This is a genomic window from Halorubrum sp. Boch-26 (assembly GCF_029889805.1).
Lineage (GTDB): Archaea > Halobacteriota > Halobacteria > Halobacteriales > Haloferacaceae > Halorubrum.
Genome location: NZ_JARANT010000006.1, coordinates 21,125 through 38,291 on the forward strand (window position 1 = coordinate 21,125; position 17,167 = coordinate 38,291).

Genomic DNA, 17,167 nt, shown 5'->3' on the forward strand with positions numbered 1-17,167 from the left:
CGAGGGCGTCACCATGTCCGATTTTTCGACGACAACAGACAACGGCGACCCGTGGCAGAGCCCGTCCATCAGCGACGGCCCCGTGACGACGATGGGGAACGGCAACGCGACCGGCGGATCGTCAGGCGGTGGCCTCGCGACCGACGTGGACGTGAGCGACATCGAGAGCCCGCTGTCGAAGTGGCTCGCCGACTCGCGCTGGTCGCGGCGTGACCTCGAACTACTGACCGACCTGATCGGCGCGATCGGGACGCTCGGGTTCCTCTATCTCGCGCTGAACGGGGTGGGCGCATGAGCAAGATCGAGACCTCCGTCGAGGTGGAGGACCTCTCTGACGGCGAGCGCAACCGGCTCGAAGCGGCGATAAAGGGCCGCGGGGGTGACGCGTGACCGACGTGGTGCCGGCGCCGAGCGCGGACGACATCCCGGTCAACGAGCCCGTGACGGTCGACATCGGCGCGGGTCAACAGGCGACCGTGACCTACACGGCCCGCCAGCGGACCAACGAGGGGTTCGTACTCCCGACAGTCGCGGTCTCGAAGCGGTCGCAGTCGAGTTACGAGATCTCGGCGGACGACGAGCAGATCTACGGCCCTGCGGGGATCCCACCGACCGACATCGACGACCTCGCGGTCTGCTTCGTGCCGGCCTACGAGTTCGAACAGGAGCTCGAGGTCCAGGTAACGAACCTGTCCGACACCAGTCGCGAGTACCACATTCAGCCGATGGGCTACGAGCGCGTCGGCGGGGGTGAGTGAGATGGGACTTGATGCAGAAGTCGAGAAGATCAAGGCCCGCGGTGCCTCTGGCACGTCTCTCACGGACGGTCCCGAGGACATCAGCGAGGGAGTAGAGGCGACTCTGTCGACCGGAACCGGCGCCGCCTCAAGCGCCACGCTGTTCATCGAGGTGCAGGGCGCGATTGAACTTACTATCGAGTTCAGCCCCGACGGTTCGACGTGGTACGAGCCAGCGGCAGAGTCGCCTATCGGCTTCGACACAGCCGGTGAGGATGTCGCGTTTATCGACTACGATGCCTCTCACCTGCGAGTAACCGGCTCGAACAACGCGGCTGTCAACCTCGATCTGAGGGTGACAGCATGACGCGATTTCCGGCTGTCGGAGGCGGCTCCAGTTCAGTAGAAGACTGGCCGTATAAGAACAAAGCGGAGACGTTCACAGAGCCGGACGTTACCGTTTCGGACGTGTCGGAGACTGGAGGCTCTAAGGTTGTCAATGAAACTATCGAACTCGGTTCAACGCAGGGAAATAAAGTTAGCGCCCCTTCAACAAGTGTCGTATATGATAGGGGAAGGGACCCGTTTATAGTTATAAATCCGAATAAACGGCTTGAAGCGTTAGAATATAAAACGATGTTTGGCGGAGCCGTTTCAACCGCCAGTATATGGCTTGAGGACGACACCGGCACCACATTAGCGTCGGACTCCAATGTCGGCGATAATACTAGTAAGACGTTTAATGTGACTCTTGAGGCCGGTCGGGAGTATACTCTATATCATGATGATGGGGACGTTGACCACCGCGGTGGTAGTGCTAGCTTCCCCTACGAAGACCCGAGCTTGGATGTGGTCGCTGGCGGCTCAGCCGGTTCCGAAACTGGCGATTGGTATATGTTTGATTGGGTGAGAGGCTACCCAGCAGCAGCATCGGGAGAGGCCGCTATCGAGTGGCCGCAACCTAGCGACGTGTTTCGGTGGGATGCTGTCAAGTTCCAAACATCGCCCGATGGCGAATCGGTGGAGGTATTCATCGAAGAAGATGACGGCACGGGGTGGACGGAGATTGCGGGACCGGTCAGCCGTGGCGACCCAATCGACGCCGATCCAGACTCGGAAATACGATTCCGCGTTAAACTGTCACGCACCAACCTCGCGAACAACCCAACGCTGGATGCGATTTACAGGAGGTGGGTCGTGTGACAGTCGAACAAATTGCGGAGACGGAGACAATTATGCAAGAGATCAACAGCGACGGCGACGGCGAACCGGGCGGCGACTACTCGGCGGATGAGGTGATGGCCTGATGTCGATCCCGGATTCGTTCTTCGATCAGAATGCCGATGTCGATGTGGGTAACGACCCATCGATGTTAGAGTCCGACGACAACGGCAGCGAGTACAGCATCGATAACGATCCGCGGCAGGACCCGGACAACTGGACCAGCGGCGGCAGCGACGACAGCGACGACGACGACGATCTCTCGTGGGACGATACCGACGTGTCGGGCGGTGGTGTGGTCGATGATTCCGGCGGGTCCGACAGCGACGGTACCGACGGCAGCGAGTACAGCATCGACAACGACCCGCGACAGAACCCGGACAACTGGCAGAGTGACAGCGGGGACGCTTCGGACGTGACGGGTGGCGGGCGAGTCGATCCGGAGGACGACGACTGGGCGCAGGAGCAGCAGGCGAACGCCAACGAGGGCACCGACATCGAGGGAGCGCTCGCGGAGCAGCGGGCCGCCTACGAGGAGCGCATGGCCGCGCTGATGGAAAACCTCCCCGTGCCCGACCAACTCGGTGGCTCCGAGGGCGGCGGTGGTCTCTCGCCCGCTCTCGGCGGCGTGGCACTGCTCGCGCTGGCCGGTGGGGGCGCGCTCTACGTCAGGGGTGAAAGCTGATGGCCGGCGCGAAGGGGGTGAAGATCGCGGATGTCGACCTGCCGGACTCGCTCAGGCCGGGCGACCGGGCGACGGCGCGGATCGACGCGACCAACACGAGCAACTTCATCGCGCCGTGGGACGAGGATCGGTGTAACTCCGGCAACGTCGGGCTGCTGGTCGAGGGCGTGCTGGTCGGACCAGACGGCGAGGAACACGTCGGGGACACCGTCTGCGCCGAGCAGCACGACATCGTGGCGTCCTACGAGGTAACATCGAACGTCTCGTTCGAGGCGCCGCACGCAGAGGGCACGCACCGCTACGAGGCGTTCGTCCGCACGGCGGAGACAGGTGAGGAGTCGAGTCGCGTGTCCGAGTCCGTCGACGTCTATCGAGATTCGGACGACGCCCCCGAAGAGGCGCCGGACGACGACAACAACACGGACAACCCGTTCAACTGGCCCGACCCGCCAGATCCGACCGATCCCGGAAGTGGGCTGGTCGGTAATCTCTGGGAGATCGTCCCGACGTGGACGTGGGGCCTCGGCGCGATCGTGCTCGCCGGGGTCGCCTACGGCTACACGCGACCGCTCTGGTCGATCGTCGGTGGGGTGGTCTCGGAGTGATCGACCCGTTCGTGCAGTACATCGTCTCCGCGGCGGCGATCGTCACGGCGGCCGCGACGACCGGGACGTTCGCGGCGGCAGTCGCCGTCTACCAGCTCGCGAAGCAGCACGAGCGCACGCTGCACGGGAGCGAGCAGAACGAGGCGTGGGACGGGCTCGTCGAGATGGTCACCACGCACCGCGAGGCGCTCGAAGAGGAGGGCACCATATGACGGGCGTTGAGGCCGTCGGCGCGGCGCTGTCGGGCAACGCGCAGACGCTCGCGCTGATGCTCGTCGCGTTCATCGCAGGGGCCATGTGCCCGGCGTACTTCGCGCAGGAGCGGTTCCGCGGATTCGGGCGGCTCGTGCTGGCGAAGATTCCGTATCGGCCCCCGCCGGGCATGGACGAGGAGACCGCGATGGAGGAAGCCAGCGATGAGTGAGATCTTCGACCCCGAGGAGGAGCCGGACGGGGACGCCTTCGCGCCGCACCACTTCTACGTGGGCGTGGCGCTGTCGCTGTTCGGCTTCGCGTCGATCTGGCCGTACTACCCGGCGACCGGCGCCGGCTTCGCGTTCATCGGCCTGCTGGTCGCGCTCGACGACGTGATCGAGCACATGACGCCGTATCCGACACCGCTCGATCAGCTGTGGAAGCGTTTCATACTTCCAATTATTCGGCTGCTCGAAAGGTCAGCAGGCTAAACGTGGGTCTCAGAACATCCTCCTGAGACTTTTGTTCTTGGAGGATCAAAACCGTAGCGCCAAGGTCGCGGCCTTGGCAGGTGAAGCTCAAACAACTACTAATAAGTTAGTGGTTGTTTGAAACACCTACTCTGGAATACCATGGTAGAAACCAACACCGAAGCCGGCGTTGGCGAGCTCAATGGTGTCGACGGTATTTACGACACCACCGCACCCGACTCGGGAGAGCTCGACGACGACGGCGACATCGACGAGACCTAGGTGTCTACCGTGGTAGTCCGGCCATAAGCCGCAGGAGAGTAATCGGCTCCTGAATGCGGTGGCCGGGCCATGAGTAATCCTTTGAACGGAAACCTTGCTAGTGATGCGTATCATGAGTAGTGGCCCGGATGAGTAGGGCCGGGATTTCACCGGCTCCCTACTTCACCACACAGTGGACCGCAAGGCCGACAGCGGGGATGATCAGTCCCCAACCAGCGAGCCCTCCACCATGCAGGAGGACAGTTCCGCAGACGAGCATCGTCCGCACGATGTCGCCAGACGGAGTGTCTGTGGTAGTCCGGGCCATGAGTAATCCTATTAACGATGGATAAGCCACCGGGCTGTAACCATGTTTCAGGAGTATGCCAATTTTTGATAACTAACCAGCATACTAATATTTTACTCTGTGACAAATGCACGGCCCGGCGTATAACGGGCTTCCCAATACTACTCAATCAAAGAGGCCGTTAGATAATGGTTCCAATTATCGTTAAAACTGCACCAATAATCGTGATTATAAGTCCATTATTCCTACATTTTCTCTCAATAGCCAGAGTAATTATCTCTACTAACGTTCTTTCGCTAAAACCCCCGCGTAGGAACTCTTCTGGGTCCCCGTTGGGCATTTCAACCTCTATACTAGCCGCAACATTAGAAAGTGACACCGGTACTTGATCAGGAGGATCACGAATATCATGTGCATCAACATAATCAATAAATTCCTTTCTGACAGCTCGTGATCTAATAGTGAAGTTCCATCCCTTCGGACTCTCTTTGATCTCTTGTCTGATTTCAAAGAGTTCTCTGGTAAAAGGAGCATTCGAGTAAAACTGTCTCCTTCTCATGCGATCCACATCTGGCACTACTCGTACAAACGTACCAACGCCTGTAAGGCCAATCCCAACTGCGGATACTAGTGTACCAAGCATCATACAAACGCCCGCGTCCGCTCCTTCGTGTGCTCACTAACGACCTCCTCGACGCCCTCCCGATCGAGCATCGCTTTGTGTAGCGCCTCGCCAGTGATCATCAGCTCGGTCATATCGTCGGCCTCCTCGATCCCCTCCTCCCACGCTTCACGTTCACCGGGACGGAAGATCCCACGTTCGTCGAGTGCAGCGACCAATTCGCGCAGATCCTCGCGATAGGCGGATTGGAGAGACATGTTTCACTTTTACTCCCCGCCCATGGCTTATGTCTTTATTTAAACACCCGCTCCGTCCATGTGTGCCGCCAAGTAGGACGCAGCAAACGATGGTGGAGCAGCGCGCGAAGGAATTGGAGGATTTCAGGCGGATGTTGAGACCGGAAGCGCAGGAGGCGTTCGGTGAAGTGCTGGGGATGATGGGCGCCAACGCTGGCGCCGCTGACTACCTAGAGCCGGCGACGCCGCGGCGGGGGATGGACCTCTCGCTGTATATCGAAGCGGAGTTGGAACGCCGACGGTTACAGCGGGAGATTGCCGAGTTGGAAGCCGAGATCGAGCAGGTCAAAAAATATCTCGCCGGTGAGGCTATGCCACTGGAGTAGCTGGAACTACGGCCTGTCGGACGTCCCAGATTATTAGTCGGCTTGGGTAAAACTCATTCTTAGATGGTTGTCATTAGTGAGGTTGATCTGGAACCGGGTACGGCATACTCTCCATCTGAACTACGCACCACATTCGATAAGGGACGAGCAGGTCGGGGCATCGAGACGTTATACGACGACAACGATGATCGATTCATTCGGCTGTTCTCAAAGGCAGAAAGCGAATATGGCGACGATTTGGAATCAGATCCGATGCGGTATGTTGGTGAAAAAGACTTCAACAATCCCTCTGGCGATCAGATCCTCAATAGAGGGAATGGATTACTTGCAGAGAGTCAGGACAATGACTGGCCAGTCTTCCTATTTGAAAAAGTCTCAGAGGACCCTGTTAGACACCTATTTCACGGGCAAGTTGAGGTGGTCGATTTCGAGCTGAACTATCGACCTCAAAAAGGCAAGTCAGAATATGACTTCTACTTGGAACTAGCCGATAACCAGGCAGAGGCCGCTTCAGAGGAGTCTGAATCGGATGATGATCTCGCTCCCGGACAACTGAGAGAGATTGAACCGGGCACCCGAGATGTTCCGAGCTCGGAAGAGGAGATCTCCTACGACTCGAATAAGAAGACCCAGGCTGAGGCGACAAACACTCATGAAGACACTGTAGCGGAAATCCGAGACTGGCTGGAATCTGGTCGGTGGGAGTGTAAAGAGACCGATGAGACGGACATTCTCGCCTATACGGAGACAGAGGCTCTTGTAATCGAAGTCAAGTCTATTGACGACTCAAACGAGCGAAAACAGCTGAGAAAGGCCATCGGCCAACTGCTCGAAAACTGTTACCGCGATGTCCAGAACCGTGCATGGGGTGAGAAAGAGCTCATTGCCTGTGTCGCGCTCAGTCAGGTACCTTCAGACCGGTTCTCGGGATATATTGAGTTCCTCCGCTCCCGAGGGATCGAAATGATCTGGAGAACAGAAGATGGTATCGCCGGTCACCCGGAGTCAATTGCAGCGATTCTGGAGTAAGATATCCCGGACAGAGGCGCAGGAGGCGTTCGGGGAGGTGCTGGGGATGGTGGGCGCCAACGCTGGCGCCGCTGACTACCTGGAGCCGGCGACGCCGCGGCGGGGGATGGACCTCTCGCTGTACATCGAGGCGGAGCTGGAGCGGCAGCGGTTACAGCAGGAGATCGCCGATCTGGAGTCCGAGATTGAGCAAATGAAACGCTATCTGGCTGGTTCGATGTAATTGAAAAGCCAGATACGATTCATTGATCTCTGAGCTGGTCGATCTCCTTCTCAGTAAATTCGTTTGGATGCTTTTCCAAACTCGACCTGTTGGTAAGGTATTCACCTCTCACTAGATCCGAAAGCCGTTTTTTGATTACTCTATGGGTATCTTCTTCAATGAACTCGTGCATACTATACTGGATTTCGGCAGATATGTCTCCATACATGGACCTGGACAACACGCGAACGATAACTAGTAGGAGTACAACGTTAATTACAATTGGACGGCTTAAGCTTCTATTCCATAAATATGCAGACAGCAGACCAGGGAGATCTCTGTCATACCTGCGAACATAGCCGGGTTTCACAGCTAGTTCGTCATTGAGCAAACTCATAAATCTGGTATTGGACCTAATCTGATGCTTGAATATTCTATACAATGATATGGCCAAAACAACTAGTCCGCACATACCAATCCCCGAATAAAGCAGGATCCTGCTCATAAGAAGTCCAGTAAGCGTTTGGCTGACCCCTGCCAGACTAACACCCACGATGAACAACACGACCAGAATATACGAATACAGTGTCTCAAGCCTGTTTTTGATTTCTTCTAATGTATCAAAAAATTGTATGAGTTCATGCTCATTTTCAATGTCTTTCGCATAGGACTCTGCTTCTAACGCCATAGTTGTCAGATCTGGGTGGCTAATGTCGACCTCATCAACAATGTGTGGATGTTCTGCAGCTTTCCTATACCAACTTATGAAGTCGTCCTTTATCGGATCAAAAAGAATCGGAAAGTAAACAAAATCAAATAACCACTCAGGGAGGGTACGCATTTTTGATATTTGATCAGTCCTCAGTCCCCTCTTCGGCAAAGAGAGAATGATCTTCAATTGCCGCACGCATTAGGTTCCTAAGTGCTTCTGACCGATTCATACCCATCGGTGCAATTCCCTCAATTTGAGCCTTTTTGAGTGCTAAATCAAATTCATCAGCCAGCTCTTCGTTGACTTTTGCAGATACAGTTTTACTACTGGCTTCTTCGTCATCAGCGGTGCTCATAGAATCATATTGTCCAAAGTCAATGAATAAGTTCGTCTTTTAGTATCGTAGTATTGAGTTACTTTCCAAAAGAACTAAGTTAGTAATTGACTAAAGCAGACTCGCATGGCGCTATCAGTCAATGTGACCGTCAACATGCCGATGGAGATGGTCGACGACGTGACCGAACAGGCCGAAGAACACGGAATGAGCCGTGCTGAGTACATCCGCTTCCTGATCCGTCAGGCGGACGACTCTCCCTTCGCGGTCCCGGAGCAGTCGCTCACCTCGACGGACTGTGAATCGAAGAAGGGCCCCGCGTGATGACCCTGCCTAAAGAGACACCCTCAGGGCCCGTCGGAGACAACGCGAGCGACCGCAAAAAGCGTGCGGAACGTGCTGCGACGTTCAGCGTCCCCGACGTGCGGAGACGGCCCGACGCCGTCACCCGCGCCGTCGAGCTGCGCACGACGCACGGAACGAGAACTGTCGAAATCGCCGTCTCGCCGCTCGCGACCGACACCGCCGCGGTCGATCTCGCGCGACGCCGCGCCGAGATCCCGCCCAGAGAGTTCAGAACGGGGGAGGTGCTGCCGGCGTGACCCGCGTGCATGTGGTCTGCCGCGACTGCGACTTCGAGACGCTGAAGACCGCAAAGGACATCGCCGTCCTCGCCGCGGACCGCCACGAGGAGGAGACGGCCCACGAGACCGACTTGGAGGTGGTTGCGGAGTGACGGACCTCGAACCGATCGAGCCGTCGAAGGCCGTGGACCTCTACCTGCGAGGCCGCGACGACATCAGCGAAAACACCCGCGAGTCCCAGCTCTACGATCTCCGCGCCTTCGTCGCGTGGGCCGACGAGGTGGGCCTCACGAACATGAACGAGCTGTCCGGCCGCGACCTCTACGAGTTCCGCGTCTGGCGCCGCGACGGCGGCTACTCCGGACAGGAGATCGAGACCGTTACTCTCCGGGGAACGCTCGCGACCGTTCGCGCGTTCCTCCGGTTCTGCGCGACGATCGACGCCGTCGAGGACGAACTCTGGGACAAGCTCCCCCTGCCGGTCGCGGGCCGCGACGAGCAGGTGAGCGACAGCACGCTCGACCCGGATCGCGCCGTCGCGATTCTGGAGCACCTGGACAAGTACGCATACGCCGGTCGGCCCCACGTCATCCTCCTGCTGCTGTGGCACACTGGATGCCGGTCCGGCGCGATCCGCGGCCTCGATCTCGGCGACCTCGACCTCGAAGGAACCCGAGCCCGCGGCGAGGGACCGGCGATCCACTTCGTCCACCGACCGGACACCGGCACGCCCCTCAAGAACAAGGGCCCCGGAACGCGCTGGAACGCGATCAGTCAGGAGGTGGCGACGACCCTACGCGACTACATCGACGGCCCGCGAAAGGATGCGACCGACGAACACGGCCGGCGGCCGCTCCTGTCGACCAGGCAAGGCCGCATCAGTTCGTCGTCAATCAGGAGCACGCTCTACCGGGTGACGCGTCCCTGCTGGCGCGGTGAGCCGTGCCCCCACGACGAGGACCCGGACACCTGCGAGTTCACGGAGCCGGGCCACATGAGCCGCTGTCCATCCGCACGGTCGCCCCACGACGTGCGGAGTGGGAGAGTCACGGCGTATCGACGAGCGAACGTGAAACGCGATCTCGTCGAGGATCGACTCAACGCGAGCGACGATGTCCTCGACAAGCACTACGATCGGCGCAGCGAGCGCGAGAAAGCGGCGCAGCGACGGAGGTACTTCGACATATGAACCGACAAGCACGCAGTCGACGAGAGAGGGGTAGCGACAGCAGAGATCATGCGTTCGGGGAGGGCGGACTTCCTCTCAAGCTGATTCGTAGCAGACCGGAGATTGACCTGTCCCCCTCCTCGGAAGACGAAAGGGTCGAGCGAAGCGAGGCGCACGCCCGGACTGTCTCGGCGAGTTCAATTCGGGGAGGGCGGGCTTTTTCAACAGATGAACCGGTACCGAGAGAAGCCACGTCGTCGTGTGATCTCATCTCGCCGTATCGGCGTTGGACGGGTGACCTGACTGCTGATACCGCCTTCGTGCGTTCGCGTATCGCCGAATGTATCGGGAACAGTCGAATCTCCGATCGTGTTCGCGTACTGCCGTTCGCCGATTCCACAGACCTCGAACGGCGTGTTCGATTTCGAAGAGTCCAACAAAATCGGCCCACAGAGGGGGGCCGCCCCGACTCAAGAGAGGGGGTGAGATATGCCATGGGGTGGATGGTACTTTCGTGACTGCGAGAGAGTCTCCGGATCCGCCCGATTGCTCGAGGATACCACGGATGACGGTGATAGTACGATTCGTATTCCGGAGTGGGCGTCCCACTGATGGTATGAGTACGGAACGCCAACGGCTGCGACACCGGAGGGTCCCATCGCTCCCGACGATGGAACCGGCCTCGAGGCACTCATCATCGAGCACGACCGCGTGCTCGACGATTTCTACAGATAAGCAAGGCGAGTGCCTCGGGGCTTGACCCCGAGGCGGTTCACACTGACGGCTGTACCCGTGTGCAAGTACCGAGGTGGTAGTCGGTACGTCACCCGCACACGAGGCCCTCACAGTTGCGATAGTCGGCCCTCGCAGCGATCCGCCACTACTCGAGCGATTCGAAGTCAAAGACGCCCACCGTTGCTGCCCTTCGAGAGCGGTGTTATGTCGGGTTGTGACGTGGACGCAACCGAGACTACATCTCCGCCTGGATGTCGATGGCGTTCATCTCGTCGACGTCCCTGCTGATCTCCTGAACCCGCTCGGTCTGCTGTTCGTTTGCGGCGGCGATGGCTTCGGCCTCGTCTGCGACCCGTTCGAATTCGTCGGCCGTCTGATCGACCATACCGGCGATCTCCTCTGTGCTGGCCGCTTGATCGTCCGTGGCGTCAGCGACCTCAGTGACTCCGGAGGAGACTTCTTCGACCACTCCGGCGATGCGTTTGAACGTCTCCCCCGAACTCCGGACCTTCTCGATGCCGACTTCCAAGATCTCGTTAGTCTCGTCCAGGCTCTCGACTGTTTCCGCTGTGTCCTCCCGGATCCCACCGACGATTTCCTCGATTTCGCTGGAACGCTGCTGTGATTCCTCGGCGAGATTTTTGACTTCGTCTGCAACGACGGCGAACCCGTCGCCTGCCTCTCCTGCACGCGCGGCCTCGATCGACGCGTTCAGTGCGAGCAGGTTCGTCTGATCGGCGATATCGTTGATGACGTCTACCAGTTCGTCGATCTGTTGGATGCTCTTGTCGAGTTTGCGGAAGTCCTCGGTTACGTCCCCGGCAGCGGATTCGAGGTCGGACATCATGTCCATAACCGCCTCAGCCGCCTCACCGCCGGATTCGGCCTGTTCTCGTGCCTGTTCGCTCGTCGCCTTTACCTCGTCTGCGGTGGAAGCGATCTCTTCGACCGTGGCGCTGAGCGACGATACCTCGTCAGCAACCTCCGTGATCGACTCCACCTGATTGGCGGCTTGGGTGCTGATCTCACGGGAACTCTGCTCGACCTGTTCCGCGGACGCTTCCAGCTCGTCGACTGAGGACTTGATGCTCCCAGTCGCACGCTTCTTGATGGAGAGATCGCGGAACGTTTCGCTAATGGCGACGACCTGCCCCTCTTGATCGTGGATGGGTCTGACGACCAACTCGGTCGGGATTACACGTCCGTCGTAGCTCTCTTTTTCGACTTCGACGCGAATCTCGTCTTGTCCGTTGTCGACGATCTGTTTCAGCGTGCAGTTTTCGGTTCCACAAACGTCCGTATTGCAGAACTGATCGTAGCAACTGATCGATTCGCTCCCCTCGGCGTCGACGCCGCCCATCTCTTTCATCTGCTGGTTTTCCACAACGACGTTGAAATCGAGGTCGAGGATCCGCATTCCCGCCCCGGTCGACTCCATCACCTGCCGGAGGTTGCTCGTGAGAACGTCCCAGAGTTCTGATTCCGTGAGATCGTTCCCGCCGTGGATCGGCTGGGAAAGATCCTGTGCCGCCGTCGAACCGCTCTGCGATTTAGCCATAACGCATGTCCCTGTGCAAAATATGTAAAAGCCATCTCCCGAGTCTCAGTTCTGAGAACCGCTCGCCACGTTGCTGGAACCTCTCCTCCTGCGGGTCACTGTCACGACCGATGAGCGACAGCGAACGGTCGCTGAACGTGCGGGACGACCGACCGAATCGAGCAGACCGACCACAGCCCGGAACTGCGAGCGGAGCGAGCCGCACGCCCGGACTGCCTCGAACAGATCCGCGAGTACGCTCGGTCACCGGGTCGCTGGCCCAGACGGTCGCCACGAACTGGTCAGTACCGATGTTCCGCTCTGCGATGCGGGACGGCTTCCGTTCGGTGACCAAGTGGGCGGTAGGCAGGATCCATGCGTCGAATCACAGCCTACTTGTCACGTTGCGTTGAATCCGACGTATGGATAACGCCGATCCGGACGTCGTCCGGTCGTACTACGAGTCGGTCGACGCCGAGGCATACGAGTCCCTGTTCGCGCTCTTCGATGACGACATCCGCTACGAGCGTCCCGGTCAGGACGACATCGAAGGGATGGACGCTCTCCGCGACTTCTATCTCGACGGTCGGCCCCTCACGGAGGGCTCACATGAGGTCCATTCCCTGACCGGCGAGGACGACACCGTTGCAGTCAGAGGAAGGTTCAACGGCCTCCAAGACGGCACTCGAGTCGCCTTCGGCTTTGCCGACTTCTTCGTGTTCACCGACGCCGGCACCATCGGCCGGCGGTACACCTACACCGATCGCGACGTGGTGTAAAGGATCGGACCGGAACGCGGATCTCGCTGTCTTCCCGCCGTGCAAGGTACCGATCTCCTAGTCGGCTTAGCGCGACGGCTTCGAGGTCTCCGGTCAGCGGCCGGTGTATTCGCGACCTCACGACATCGGCCGGAAGATCCAAGCGGATCGTCCGATACAGCCCTGTTAACGCGCAACATATCCCCATCTTCCGAGGTCTGATTCCGAGCGGACGAGCCACAGCCCGGACCAACGAGCGCAGCGAGCGGGGTCCGACCGGAGGACCGAGCCACCCTAACAGCACACGGCCAGCCGCCGACCGTTCGGCCCCGCACCGACAGCATATTTATCCCTCCCATGCAACCGTTCCGACATGACTCTCGTCGTGGTCCCGGTCCGGTTCCCGCCGTCGAAGCACTCGGAGGCGACGCTGCGGGAGGCCGTCCGCGTCGCGGAGGAGCGCGACGCCGAACTCACGATCCTCCACGTGGACCTGTATCAGAACTCCGGCGGCGTCTCCCGTAGCGACCTCAAACGCGCCGTCGAACAGCGGATCGGCCGGCTGGACCGCGCGCGGTACGTGGTCCGACGCGGCTTCCTCGTTGAGGAGACCATCCTCGAAGAGATTGTCGCCGAGAAGGCCGACGTCGTCGTCATCGGCTCGAAGCAGGCCGGCCGCTGGCGGCGCATGGTCCAGAAGCTCCTCTCTGATCCCGACATCGACGCGTTCCTCCGCAGCGAGCTCGACTGCACCGTGATCACGGTCGGAGCCGACGGCGAAACCACGACCAACGAGGCCAGCGATGGCGAGGGCGACGCCCCGCTGCCCGACGACGGCGACGACTGACCCGACTCAGGCGCTCCCGTCGTCGCCCGCGACCTCGTAGCGACGCTCGTACTCGATGACGGTCGCGACGCGGTCGGCGACCCCTCGGCCGAACTCCCGCTCGACGAGGTACAGCGCCAGGTCGATACCGGAGGTCACGCCGCCCGCAGAGAGCAGGTCGCCGTCGTCCACGACGCGCGCGTCCACGACCTCGGCGCCCGACTCGCGGAGCTCCTCGATCGCGGCGGCGTGTGTGACCGCCCGCCGGCCGTCGGTGACGCCCGCCTCCGCGAGCAGCATCGACCCGGTGCACACCGAGGCGATCCGGGTACCGGTCGCGTGGTGGTCGGCGAGCGCGCGCGGCACGTCTCCCTTCTGCGCCTCCGCCCACGCGCTCGCCTCCTCGTCGCGGGCGGACCACCCCCCGCCGGGAACGAGGAGCAGGTCGGCGGCGTCGGCGGCGTCCGGTTCGGGCAGGACGCCGTCGACGCCGACGCGGGTCCCGTGGCTCGCGGTCACCGACTCGCGCTCGCCGAGGGTCACGTACCGGACGCGACCGGCCGGGTCGTCCCCTTCTCCGGCGTAGTCCAGCGCGTAGTCGAACACCTCGTACGGGCCGATCCCGTCCAGTTCGTCGAAGCCGTCGTACAGCAACACGTCCACGTTCATCGACGGGCCCGTACGCGGTCGGGCGTCATGTGCGTTCCCCCGCCGTCACTCCGGGGCGAACGCGTCGGCGACCGCCTCGATGTCGCCGGCGACGCGGTCGCGGTCGATCCGCTCCCCGCGGTACGCGCGTTCGACGATCCCGTCGGGGTTGACGAGGAGGGTGACGACGATGTGCGTGAAGTCGTAACCGGGGAGCCGCTCGCTCTCGGTCGTCTTCTCGAAGCCGATCCCGAGCCGGTCCTCGACGACAGCCTTCGCCCGCTCCGGGCTCTCCGGGCGGAGGTAGTGCCAGTTGCCGCTGTCGAGGTTCACCCCGATCGTCTCGGCGTTCTCGCGGAGCGCCGCCGCGTTGTCGCGTTCGGGGTCGAACGTGATCGGGAGGAAAACCGTCTCGTCGGTCAGTCCAGCGTCGGCGACGCGTCGCTGGACGCCGACCAGTCGCCGGAGCAGGATCCCGCACTCCACGGGACAGGTGGTGAAGACGCCGGTCACGACCGCGGTCCGGTCGATGGCCTCGCTGTCGATGGCGACTCCGGCGACCGGATCCCGCAGCTCGAACGCCGGGAGAGGCTGGCCGTACGCGGGGTACGCGAGGTCCTCGCTGTCCGCGATCTGGCCTTCCTGCGGCCCGAGGACGACACCTTCGGGCTCGTCGCCGAGTACAGACGTACAGCCGGCGGTCGCACCGATCGCCGCCGTCGCGATCCCGCCGAGCACCGCTCGCCGTTGCATACCGAATCCGACGGACTGCGGTCGCATAACCGGTCTGGTGCGCGCGTCGAACGCCGCTCGCGACTCGGTTATTTATAAGGGAGAGTAATACGGGATCGGCGGGTGCGGCAGCGGGACGCCGAGCGTCGCGAGGCCGTGCTGGAGCGGGACGTACCCGAGCGCGACGAAGGCGACGCCCAACGCGCGGTGGAGCCGCATCCGCGTGTCGACGCTCACGGACCCGAACGCGGTGCCGAAGAGGAACAGCGCCGGTACGGTTCCGAGCCCGAGCGCGGCGAGTGCGGCGGCGCCGCCGAGCGCGCTCCCCTGTACGAACGCGTATAGGAACGCCGGGTACAACAACGGACACGGCAATAGCCCGTGTGCGGCGCCGAGCCCGACGATCCGCCAGTCGCCGACCCACGCGTCGACCCGAGGGACGATCCGTCGGGTAACGACCCCCGAGGCGGCCTCGATCCCGGGGACCGGGATCCGCTGGAGCTCCAGTCGGAGGGCGTACCGTACCCCGATAGCGATGACGACCGCGCCGACCGCGAGGCCCGTGAGCGCGTGGACGTCGTCGGCGACCGTCGTCACGGTGCGACCCGTGACGAACGCGAGGCTCCCGGCGAGGCCGAACAGCCCCCCGAGAGCGGCGTAGCTCGCGGTCCGGCCGAGGTTGAACAGCGCGTGCTGGCGCACCTGTCGCACGGTGAGGTCGGCGCTCCCCCCGGCCCGCGCGGTCCTCCTTCGACCGCCGTCACTGCCGGCGGTGTCGACCCGCATTCGGTCCGCGTACGTCGAGACGAGCGGGCCGCACATGCCGAGACAGTGCGCGCCGCCGAGGAGCCCGACGAGCAGGAACACGCCGAGGCTCAGCGGCTCCGCCGAGTAGATCGTTCCGGTGGGCTCGCACGTCGTCGTCGCGGGGACGAGCGATAGCGCTCCGAGCGAATCGACGCCGCCCCCGAGTTCGCGCATGGTCGATCGGTCGCGTGCGGCGCCCCTAACGGATCTGGTGCGATCGACGAACGTGGATCGAACCCGATGGCGACGGGTAAGGAGAGGCTGGCGACGGGCGGAGAGGACGACGGGCGATGTCGGCTATTCGAACAGGCTGTCGACGGTCCGGACGAACCGGTCGACGATCCGGTCCGGGAGCGACGCCGACACCTCGTCGAGGAGCGCCTCGGTCCGCTCGGGACGCGCGAGCGAGACGCGCATGGGCCGCTCGTCGGACTTTTCCGCGATCCCGCTCTCGACCAAGTTCGAGACGTGCCACGAGACCGTGCTCCGCGCGAGGTCCAACTCGTCCGCGAGCGTCGCCGGGCGAATCGGTCCCCCGGCGTGGAGCCGAACGAGGATCCCGCGAGCGGTCTCCCGCCGGAGGAAGGCGACGGCGCGTCGCTCCCACGGGTCGAACGTCGGATCGAAGTAGTGGGCGCGGCCGCCGATCCGCTCGACCGCGACCTCGTCGTCTCGGACGAGTCGCCGGAGGTGGTACTGCGCCTGTCCGGTGGCGATGTCGAGGTCTCGGCTCACCCGGTTGAAGTGGACGCCGGGCGTGTCGCGGACGTGTCGGCGAACCCGGGATCTGGTGTCCGGCATGCGTGCTCGTCGTACCCTTCCGGATCGACACGTAAAACGGGCCCGCGCGTTCTCTCCGCGCGGGAGATCGGGAGAGTATTCTTGTCGCCCGCCGCAGTAGGAACCGAGAACGTGAGTCCGATCTCCGCGACTGCGATCGCGACCGCAACTGCGATCGCACCCGCGACCGCACCCATAGCTGCGAGCGCACCCGCAACTGCGACCGCACCCGCGACCGCGACGGCGGCGTCGACTGCCGGCGGGTGGGGCGTAGAGGGGTCGCTTCCGCTGCTGGGCGTCGTGTTCGTCGCCGGCGTCGGAACGGGGCTCCTCTTTTTAGTGAGCCTCGTCGCCTACCGCCGTCGCCGGGGTGCGCAGTACGCGCTTATAAGCGTCGCCGTCGGCGCCCTCCTCGCCCGCTCGGTCGTGGGCGCGGGCACCGTCCTCGGCGTCGTGCCGATGCCGGTTCACCACTACCTCGAACACAGCTTCGACTTCCTCATCGCCGCGGTGGTCCTCTACGCGGTGTACGCGTACGCCCCCGGATCGGTGGGAGACGACGCGCCGTCGGAGTGACCGGGAGGCGGCGA

The 17,167-nt window shown here is 61.7% G+C and carries 27 protein-coding genes; 18 read left to right on the forward strand and 9 right to left on the reverse strand.

The annotated features are described in order from the left end of the window. Positions 1-13 precede the first annotated feature (13 nt). The 9 genes from OQF71_RS01675 to OQF71_RS01715 all read left to right on the forward strand — a co-directional run bounded on the left by OQF71_RS01675 (position 14) and on the right by OQF71_RS01715 (position 3,934). Positions 14-295 (forward strand): hypothetical protein, encoded by a 282-nt coding sequence (locus OQF71_RS01675; RefSeq protein ID WP_280585380.1) that lies wholly within the window; start codon positions 14-16, stop codon positions 293-295. A gap of 91 nt (positions 296-386) precedes the next feature. After that, positions 387-758, forward strand: coding sequence for a hypothetical protein (locus OQF71_RS01680; protein ID WP_280585381.1), 372 nt, complete (start codon positions 387-389; stop codon positions 756-758). 1 nt (position 759) lies between these two features. Next, positions 760-1,104 carry a hypothetical protein gene (locus OQF71_RS01685; RefSeq protein WP_280585382.1) on the forward strand — a complete coding sequence of 115 codons (345 nt, stop codon included), beginning with the start codon at positions 760-762 and terminating at the stop codon, positions 1,102-1,104. Next, entirely contained in the window at positions 1,101-1,940 is an 840-nt protein-coding gene (locus OQF71_RS01690; RefSeq protein ID WP_280585383.1) for a hypothetical protein, read from the forward strand. The genes OQF71_RS01685 and OQF71_RS01690 overlap by 4 nt, the downstream gene beginning before the upstream one ends. 166 nt (positions 1,941-2,106) lie before the next feature. Beyond that, positions 2,107-2,643 carry a hypothetical protein gene (locus tag OQF71_RS01695; protein ID WP_280585384.1) on the forward strand — a complete coding sequence of 179 codons (537 nt, stop codon included), beginning with the start codon at positions 2,107-2,109 and terminating at the stop codon, positions 2,641-2,643. Continuing rightward, positions 2,643-3,248, forward strand: a complete 606-nt coding sequence (locus OQF71_RS01700) for a hypothetical protein (RefSeq protein ID WP_280585385.1) — start codon at positions 2,643-2,645, stop codon at positions 3,246-3,248. Before OQF71_RS01695 ends, OQF71_RS01700 begins: the two co-directional genes overlap by 1 nt. Beyond that, positions 3,245-3,460, forward strand: a complete 216-nt coding sequence (locus OQF71_RS01705; protein WP_280585387.1) for a hypothetical protein — start codon at positions 3,245-3,247, stop codon at positions 3,458-3,460. Before OQF71_RS01700 ends, OQF71_RS01705 begins: the two co-directional genes overlap by 4 nt. Beyond that, the gene (locus OQF71_RS01710) at positions 3,457-3,672 is read left to right on the forward strand and encodes a hypothetical protein (RefSeq protein WP_280585388.1); all 216 of its coding nucleotides are present in this window, start codon (positions 3,457-3,459) and stop codon (positions 3,670-3,672) included. The genes OQF71_RS01705 and OQF71_RS01710 overlap by 4 nt, the downstream gene beginning before the upstream one ends. After that, positions 3,665-3,934, forward strand: a complete 270-nt coding sequence (locus OQF71_RS01715) for a hypothetical protein (protein ID WP_280585389.1) — start codon at positions 3,665-3,667, stop codon at positions 3,932-3,934. The genes OQF71_RS01710 and OQF71_RS01715 overlap by 8 nt, the downstream gene beginning before the upstream one ends. 728 nt (positions 3,935-4,662) lie before the next feature. On the opposite strand, the gene OQF71_RS01720 is transcribed toward OQF71_RS01715, so the two are convergent. Beyond that, on the reverse strand, positions 4,663-5,040 hold the full coding sequence (locus OQF71_RS01720) for a hypothetical protein (RefSeq protein WP_280585392.1): 378 nt from the start codon (positions 5,038-5,040) through the stop codon (positions 4,663-4,665). 83 nt (positions 5,041-5,123) lie between these two features. Next, positions 5,124-5,360 carry a hypothetical protein gene (locus tag OQF71_RS01725; RefSeq protein WP_280585393.1) on the reverse strand — a complete coding sequence of 79 codons (237 nt, stop codon included), beginning with the start codon at positions 5,358-5,360 and terminating at the stop codon, positions 5,124-5,126. An 89-nt stretch (positions 5,361-5,449) separates the two neighbouring features. Here OQF71_RS01725 and OQF71_RS01730 point away from each other — a divergent pair, with 89 nt between their 5' ends. The 3 genes from OQF71_RS01730 to OQF71_RS01740 all read left to right on the forward strand — a co-directional run bounded on the left by OQF71_RS01730 (position 5,450) and on the right by OQF71_RS01740 (position 6,977). Beyond that, positions 5,450-5,725: a hypothetical protein gene (locus OQF71_RS01730; RefSeq protein WP_280585394.1), complete on the forward strand. Its 276-nt coding sequence runs from the start codon at positions 5,450-5,452 to the stop codon at positions 5,723-5,725. Between the two features lie 63 nt (positions 5,726-5,788). Further along, a complete protein-coding gene (locus OQF71_RS01735; RefSeq protein ID WP_280585395.1) occupies positions 5,789-6,754 on the forward strand; it encodes a hypothetical protein in 966 nt (321 codons plus the stop codon). Between the two features lie 46 nt (positions 6,755-6,800). Then, on the forward strand, positions 6,801-6,977 hold the full coding sequence (locus OQF71_RS01740; RefSeq protein WP_280585396.1) for a hypothetical protein: 177 nt from the start codon (positions 6,801-6,803) through the stop codon (positions 6,975-6,977). Between the two features lie 19 nt (positions 6,978-6,996). On the opposite strand, the gene OQF71_RS01745 is transcribed toward OQF71_RS01740, so the two are convergent. Next, entirely contained in the window at positions 6,997-7,797 is an 801-nt protein-coding gene (locus OQF71_RS01745) for a hypothetical protein (protein ID WP_280585397.1), read from the reverse strand. Positions 7,798-7,810: 13 nt separating this feature from the next. Next, entirely contained in the window at positions 7,811-8,023 is a 213-nt protein-coding gene (locus OQF71_RS01750) for a hypothetical protein (RefSeq protein ID WP_280585398.1), read from the reverse strand. A gap of 105 nt (positions 8,024-8,128) precedes the next feature. Here OQF71_RS01750 and OQF71_RS01755 point away from each other — a divergent pair, with 105 nt between their 5' ends. The 3 genes from OQF71_RS01755 to OQF71_RS01765 all read left to right on the forward strand — a co-directional run bounded on the left by OQF71_RS01755 (position 8,129) and on the right by OQF71_RS01765 (position 9,775). After that, positions 8,129-8,326, forward strand: coding sequence for a ribbon-helix-helix domain-containing protein (locus tag OQF71_RS01755; RefSeq protein WP_280585399.1), 198 nt, complete (start codon positions 8,129-8,131; stop codon positions 8,324-8,326). 274 nt (positions 8,327-8,600) lie between these two features. Further along, positions 8,601-8,738: a hypothetical protein gene (locus tag OQF71_RS01760; RefSeq protein ID WP_280585400.1), complete on the forward strand. Its 138-nt coding sequence runs from the start codon at positions 8,601-8,603 to the stop codon at positions 8,736-8,738. Continuing rightward, entirely contained in the window at positions 8,735-9,775 is a 1,041-nt protein-coding gene (locus OQF71_RS01765) for a site-specific integrase (RefSeq protein ID WP_280585401.1), read from the forward strand. The genes OQF71_RS01760 and OQF71_RS01765 overlap by 4 nt, the downstream gene beginning before the upstream one ends. Positions 9,776-10,724: 949 nt before the next feature. Here the strand turns inward: OQF71_RS01765 and OQF71_RS01770 are convergent. Continuing rightward, the gene (locus OQF71_RS01770) at positions 10,725-12,047 is read right to left on the reverse strand and encodes a methyl-accepting chemotaxis protein (RefSeq protein ID WP_280585402.1); all 1,323 of its coding nucleotides are present in this window, start codon (positions 12,045-12,047) and stop codon (positions 10,725-10,727) included. A gap of 401 nt (positions 12,048-12,448) precedes the next feature. On the opposite strand from OQF71_RS01770, the gene OQF71_RS01775 reads away from it, so the two are divergent. Then, on the forward strand, positions 12,449-12,805 hold the full coding sequence (locus tag OQF71_RS01775) for a nuclear transport factor 2 family protein (protein WP_280585403.1): 357 nt from the start codon (positions 12,449-12,451) through the stop codon (positions 12,803-12,805). A gap of 352 nt (positions 12,806-13,157) precedes the next feature. Further along, on the forward strand, positions 13,158-13,631 hold the full coding sequence (locus tag OQF71_RS01780; RefSeq protein WP_280585404.1) for a universal stress protein: 474 nt from the start codon (positions 13,158-13,160) through the stop codon (positions 13,629-13,631). Positions 13,632-13,637: 6 nt separating this feature from the next. On the opposite strand, the gene OQF71_RS01785 is transcribed toward OQF71_RS01780, so the two are convergent. The 4 genes from OQF71_RS01785 to OQF71_RS01800 form a co-directional block, all read right to left on the reverse strand. Continuing rightward, on the reverse strand, positions 13,638-14,279 hold the full coding sequence (locus OQF71_RS01785; protein ID WP_280585406.1) for a DJ-1/PfpI family protein: 642 nt from the start codon (positions 14,277-14,279) through the stop codon (positions 13,638-13,640). A 45-nt stretch (positions 14,280-14,324) separates the two neighbouring features. Then, entirely contained in the window at positions 14,325-15,011 is a 687-nt protein-coding gene (locus OQF71_RS01790) for an SCO family protein (RefSeq protein ID WP_280585408.1), read from the reverse strand. 72 nt (positions 15,012-15,083) lie between these two features. Then, on the reverse strand, positions 15,084-15,971 hold the full coding sequence (locus OQF71_RS01795) for a sulfite exporter TauE/SafE family protein (RefSeq protein ID WP_280585410.1): 888 nt from the start codon (positions 15,969-15,971) through the stop codon (positions 15,084-15,086). 123 nt (positions 15,972-16,094) lie between these two features. After that, entirely contained in the window at positions 16,095-16,598 is a 504-nt protein-coding gene (locus OQF71_RS01800; RefSeq protein WP_280585412.1) for a helix-turn-helix domain-containing protein, read from the reverse strand. A 174-nt stretch (positions 16,599-16,772) separates the two neighbouring features. On the opposite strand from OQF71_RS01800, the gene OQF71_RS01805 reads away from it, so the two are divergent. Further along, a complete protein-coding gene (locus OQF71_RS01805) occupies positions 16,773-17,153 on the forward strand; it encodes a hypothetical protein (protein WP_309243334.1) in 381 nt (126 codons plus the stop codon). Positions 17,154-17,167: the final 14 nt, after the last annotated feature.

Excerpts from the sequence above, each read along its gene's own strand:
- OQF71_RS01740 (WP_280585396.1), top strand. The coding sequence starts at position 6,801 with ATGGTGGGCGCCAACGCTGGCGCCGCTGACTACCTGGAGCCGGCGACG.
- OQF71_RS01720 (WP_280585392.1), bottom strand. The coding sequence starts at position 5,040 with ATGAGAAGGAGACAGTTTTACTCGAATGCTCCTTTTACCAGAGAACTC.
- OQF71_RS01730 (WP_280585394.1), top strand. The coding sequence starts at position 5,450 with ATGGTGGAGCAGCGCGCGAAGGAATTGGAGGATTTCAGGCGGATGTTG.
- OQF71_RS01675 (WP_280585380.1), top strand. The coding sequence starts at position 14 with ATGTCCGATTTTTCGACGACAACAGACAACGGCGACCCGTGGCAGAGC.
- OQF71_RS01745 (WP_280585397.1), bottom strand. The coding sequence starts at position 7,797 with ATGCGTACCCTCCCTGAGTGGTTATTTGATTTTGTTTACTTTCCGATT.
- OQF71_RS01780 (WP_280585404.1), top strand. The coding sequence starts at position 13,158 with ATGACTCTCGTCGTGGTCCCGGTCCGGTTCCCGCCGTCGAAGCACTCG.
- OQF71_RS01685 (WP_280585382.1), top strand. The coding sequence starts at position 760 with ATGGGACTTGATGCAGAAGTCGAGAAGATCAAGGCCCGCGGTGCCTCT.
- OQF71_RS01785 (WP_280585406.1), bottom strand. The coding sequence starts at position 14,279 with ATGAACGTGGACGTGTTGCTGTACGACGGCTTCGACGAACTGGACGGG.
- OQF71_RS01695 (WP_280585384.1), top strand. The coding sequence starts at position 2,107 with ATGTTAGAGTCCGACGACAACGGCAGCGAGTACAGCATCGATAACGAT.
- OQF71_RS01700 (WP_280585385.1), top strand. The coding sequence starts at position 2,643 with ATGGCCGGCGCGAAGGGGGTGAAGATCGCGGATGTCGACCTGCCGGAC.
- OQF71_RS01750 (WP_280585398.1), bottom strand. The coding sequence starts at position 8,023 with ATGAGCACCGCTGATGACGAAGAAGCCAGTAGTAAAACTGTATCTGCA.
- OQF71_RS01755 (WP_280585399.1), top strand. The coding sequence starts at position 8,129 with ATGGCGCTATCAGTCAATGTGACCGTCAACATGCCGATGGAGATGGTC.
- OQF71_RS01800 (WP_280585412.1), bottom strand. The coding sequence starts at position 16,598 with ATGCCGGACACCAGATCCCGGGTTCGCCGACACGTCCGCGACACGCCC.
- OQF71_RS01725 (WP_280585393.1), bottom strand. The coding sequence starts at position 5,360 with ATGTCTCTCCAATCCGCCTATCGCGAGGATCTGCGCGAATTGGTCGCT.
- OQF71_RS01770 (WP_280585402.1), bottom strand. The coding sequence starts at position 12,047 with ATGGCTAAATCGCAGAGCGGTTCGACGGCGGCACAGGATCTTTCCCAG.
- OQF71_RS01790 (WP_280585408.1), bottom strand. The coding sequence starts at position 15,011 with ATGCAACGGCGAGCGGTGCTCGGCGGGATCGCGACGGCGGCGATCGGT.
- OQF71_RS01735 (WP_280585395.1), top strand. The coding sequence starts at position 5,789 with ATGGTTGTCATTAGTGAGGTTGATCTGGAACCGGGTACGGCATACTCT.
- OQF71_RS01690 (WP_280585383.1), top strand. The coding sequence starts at position 1,101 with ATGACGCGATTTCCGGCTGTCGGAGGCGGCTCCAGTTCAGTAGAAGAC.
- OQF71_RS01710 (WP_280585388.1), top strand. The coding sequence starts at position 3,457 with ATGACGGGCGTTGAGGCCGTCGGCGCGGCGCTGTCGGGCAACGCGCAG.
- OQF71_RS01795 (WP_280585410.1), bottom strand. The coding sequence starts at position 15,971 with ATGCGCGAACTCGGGGGCGGCGTCGATTCGCTCGGAGCGCTATCGCTC.
- OQF71_RS01775 (WP_280585403.1), top strand. The coding sequence starts at position 12,449 with ATGGATAACGCCGATCCGGACGTCGTCCGGTCGTACTACGAGTCGGTC.
- OQF71_RS01715 (WP_280585389.1), top strand. The coding sequence starts at position 3,665 with ATGAGTGAGATCTTCGACCCCGAGGAGGAGCCGGACGGGGACGCCTTC.